We start from the raw sequence: 3,402 nt of genomic DNA on the forward strand, positions 1-3,402 counted from the left end.
CCCGCCGTCCCAGCCGGGGGCAGCCGCCGCCCCGCCGGCCGATCCGTCGGTGCCCGCCACCGCGGCCGCCTGGTCGGCGTTCGCCGCGGGATCACCCGCGGGGGCGGCCGGCGACTGGGAACTCGTGGTGGCCACGGACGTCGGTCCGCCCGCGCCACGGCCCGCCGTGCCGTCATTGGTCGTGCCGGTGAAGACGCCGTCGGAGTCGCGGCTCTGCCCGGCTTCGGGATCGTCGGTGAGGACGAACGCCAGGGGGGCGGCGATCAGCAGCCCGGCACAGATCATCGCCAGCACCAGGACGAGGCGCGACCGGTTGCGCGGGCTCAGCGAATGACGAGCAGCACCGTTGCCCAGTTCACCGCGGGTGGCGGTGGCTGGTGCGCGGTGCCGGTGGCGGCGGGACAGGGCCGGCTCCTTAGGTGGTGCGAGCGGGGGAGCGCTTCTCGGTGACCGCCTACCCACGCTCAGCCACCTCATGCCCCGACGCGCCCGACTACCTTCCGGCGTCCTCGAGCAGGGAGCGGAGCCGGTGGAGCGACGCGGCCAGGCCGGGGTGCAGCGCCACGGTGTCGAGGCCGTCGACCGGCAGCCACGCAGCCCCGGTGCTCTCGCCGTCCAGGCGCAGGTCCGACGGCTCGATCGAGCGGGCCGGCCGGGCGAGGACGGTCGTGTAGGCCCAGCCGCCGTGGTCGTCGACGGACACTGCCCCGAGGACGACGTCGTCCGGGCTCAGTCCGAGCTCTTCCTGCACCTCGCGTAGCGCGCCGACCTGCACCGACTCGCCCTCGTGCAGCGCACCGCCGGGCGTGCCCCACGTGCCGCCGTGGTGCGACCACTCCGCGCGGTGCTGGAGCAGGACCTCGGGCCCGTTCACCCCGTCGCGGTGCAGGAGCAGCCCGGCCGCCCCCGCGCGGCCCCAGTGCTTGTGGCCCAGGGAGCACGTGGTCCAACCGTCGGTGGAGGCGAGCACCCGCCCAGTGAACCCGGTCCTCGCAACCGGCGGCGACCGGGTGGGGGCTGCCGCACTAGGTTGCGGGGAAGGACACCCGCGCATCCACGGAGGCTTCGCACCGCATGAGCACGACGACGACCATGGCCGAACTCCCCGGGCTGATCGGCACCGAACTCGGCACCAGCGACTGGTACGAGGTCGGCCAGCAGCACGTGAACCTCTTCGCGGAGGCCACCGGCGACCACCAGTGGATCCACGTCGACGTCGAGCGCGCAAAGGCCGAGAGCCCGTTCGGCGGGCCGATCGCCCACGGTTACCTGACCCTGTCGCTGCTGGTGCCGCTGTTCGCCCAGGTCCTCTCCGTCACCGACACCGTGATGGGCATCAACTACGGGCTGAACAAGGTGCGCTTCCCCTCGCCGGTGCCCGTGGGCTCGAAGGTCCGGCTGACCGCGACGCTGACGGGTGTCGAGGAGGTCGCCGGGGGCCTGCAGCTGACCTTTGCGGCGGTCATCGAGCGCGAGGGCGGCGACAAGCCGGTCTGCATCGCCGAGCCGGTCTACCGCTACTACGGCGGCTGACCGGACCCGTGCGCATCGCCGTCTTCACCGGTTCCCACGACGGGCCGCCGTCCCACCGTGCCGCGGCCGCGGCCTTCGCCACCGAGCTGGCGCAGGCCGGCGTCGGCATCGTCTACGGCGGTGGCCGCGTCGGACTGATGGGCGTGATCGCCGACGCCGCCCTGGCGGCGGGTGGGGAGGTCGTCGGCGTCATCCCCCAGCACCTCGTGGACGACGAGGTCGCCCACCCCGGCCTCCCGCGCCTGGAGGTCGTGCAGTCGATGCACGAGCGCAAGGCCGTGATGGCCGACCTGGCCGACGCCTTCGTCGCCCTCCCGGGCGCCGCGGGCACCCTGGAGGAGCTGTTCGAAGCCTGGACCTGGGGCATGCTCGGGCTGCACGCCAAGCCGACCGCGCTCTTCGACGTCGACGGGTTCTGGCAGCCGCTGCTCACGCAGCTGCACCGCATGGTGGACGACGGCTACCTCGACGGCGTCCGGCTGGACGCGCTGGGCGTGGTGCACTCCGCGACGAGCCTCCTGACGTTCGTCGAGAACTACGAGCACCCGCCCCGCAAGTGGACGGCGGCCCCGCACGACCCGCCGCCGCCCTGACCCAGGGAATCCGAGACGGGATCGGCCCTACTGATCGGTAACCCGCGCGCAACAGCGCCGTGGTCAACTGACGTGATGAGCCCTCCCCTGGTGCGTGATTCGCTCGTGGTGCACGGCCACCGCCGCGCGTTCGTGCGCGCGGGGAGTGGTCCCGCCCTCCTCCTGCTGCACGGCATCGGGAACAACTGCCAGACCTGGTCCGGAGTGATCGAGCGCCTGGCCGAGTCGCACACGGTCATCGCTCCCGACCTGCTCGGCCACGGGGCCTCCGACAAGCCGCGCGGCGACTACTCGATCGCCGCCTACGCCAACGGCATGCGCGACCTGCTGTCGGTGCTCGACATCGAGCAGGCGACCGTGGTCGGGCACTCCCTCGGCGGCGGCATCGCGCTGCAGTTCGCCTACCAGTTCCCCGAGCGCTGCGAGCGCCTCGCCCTCGTCGGCAGCGGCGGGCTCGGCCCCGAGCTGTCCGCCGGGCTGCGGGCGGCGACCCTGCCCGGCGCCGAACTGGTGCTCACCGCGCTGACCGGCGTCTCCGGGCCGCTGCGGATGGGCTTCCAGGGCCTGCACCGGGTCGGGCAGGCGGCCGGTTGGCGCCGGGTCCGCGACCTGGCCGAGGCAGGCGACGCGCTGCTCGCCCTCAAGGACGTCGAGGCGCGGCGCGCGTTCCTCCGCACCCTGCGGGGGGTGGTCGACGCCCGCGGCCAGGCGGTCACCGCGCTGGACCGGCTGTACCTCGCCAACGCCATCCCGATGCTGGTCATCTGGGGCAGCCGCGATCCGATCGTGCCGGCGCTGCACGCCGAGACGGTCCGCAAGCTCGTGCCGACCGCCCACGTCGAGGTGTTCGAGAACGCCGGCCACTGGCCGCACCTGGACGACCCCGACCGCTTCTGCGACGTGCTGCTCGACTTCGTCGCGACCACCGAACCCGCGCAGCACGACCTCGACAGCTGGCGGCGCCTGCTGTCGCAGGACACGAAGGGCGACATCCCGGCCGCGGTCCCCGCCGCGCAGTAACCCGTCCGGCTGCCTAGCGTCGACAGGGTGGAGCACTGGGACGTCGTCGTCGTCGGGGGTGGCCCGGCCGGTGCCGCCTGCGCCGCGGCGGCACGGCAGGCCGATCCCGGCGCCCGGGTGCTGGTGCTCGACCGGCGGCTACCCCGGGTACCTCAGCCGTGCGCGCTCGTCGTCTTCGGCATCACCGGCGACCTGGCCCGAAAGAAGCTGCTGCCGGCGGTCTACGACCTGGCCAACCGCGGGCTGCTGCCGACCA

General features: G+C 73.7%; 6 protein-coding genes. 4 read left to right on the top strand and 2 right to left on the bottom strand.

Translation table 11 applies throughout. The annotated features are described in order from the left end of the window. Together E4P38_RS22610 and E4P38_RS22615 are read right to left on the bottom strand one after the other, a co-directional pair. On the bottom strand, positions 1 to 285 hold a 285-nt coding region (locus tag E4P38_RS22610), incomplete at its 3' end, for a hypothetical protein (protein WP_209309254.1). 208 nt (positions 286 to 493) lie between these two features. Continuing rightward, entirely contained in the window at positions 494 to 970 is a 477-nt protein-coding gene (locus tag E4P38_RS22615; RefSeq protein ID WP_209309255.1) for an NUDIX domain-containing protein, read from the bottom strand. Between the two features lie 104 nt (positions 971 to 1,074). Here E4P38_RS22615 and E4P38_RS22620 point away from each other — a divergent pair, with 104 nt between their 5' ends. From E4P38_RS22620 to E4P38_RS23675, 4 genes are all read left to right on the top strand, one after another. Continuing rightward, positions 1,075 to 1,533 (top strand): MaoC family dehydratase, encoded by a 459-nt coding sequence (locus tag E4P38_RS22620; RefSeq protein WP_135134242.1) that lies wholly within the window; start codon positions 1,075 to 1,077, stop codon positions 1,531 to 1,533. Positions 1,534 to 1,541: 8 nt separating this feature from the next. Next, positions 1,542 to 2,126 carry a TIGR00730 family Rossman fold protein gene (locus E4P38_RS22625; RefSeq protein WP_135134243.1) on the top strand — a complete coding sequence of 195 codons (585 nt, stop codon included), beginning with the start codon at positions 1,542 to 1,544 and terminating at the stop codon, positions 2,124 to 2,126. 75 nt (positions 2,127 to 2,201) lie between these two features. Then, positions 2,202 to 3,146, top strand: a complete 945-nt coding sequence (locus E4P38_RS22630) for an alpha/beta fold hydrolase (protein ID WP_135134244.1) — start codon at positions 2,202 to 2,204, stop codon at positions 3,144 to 3,146. A gap of 27 nt (positions 3,147 to 3,173) precedes the next feature. Further along, a partial coding sequence (locus tag E4P38_RS23675) for an NAD(P)-binding protein (protein ID WP_135134245.1) occupies positions 3,174 to 3,402 on the top strand: 229 nt, incomplete at its 3' end.

Origin of the sequence: Blastococcus sp. CT_GayMR16, assembly GCF_004570875.1 — a bacterium.
In the GTDB taxonomy this organism is placed as follows: domain Bacteria; phylum Actinomycetota; class Actinomycetes; order Mycobacteriales; family Geodermatophilaceae; genus Blastococcus_B.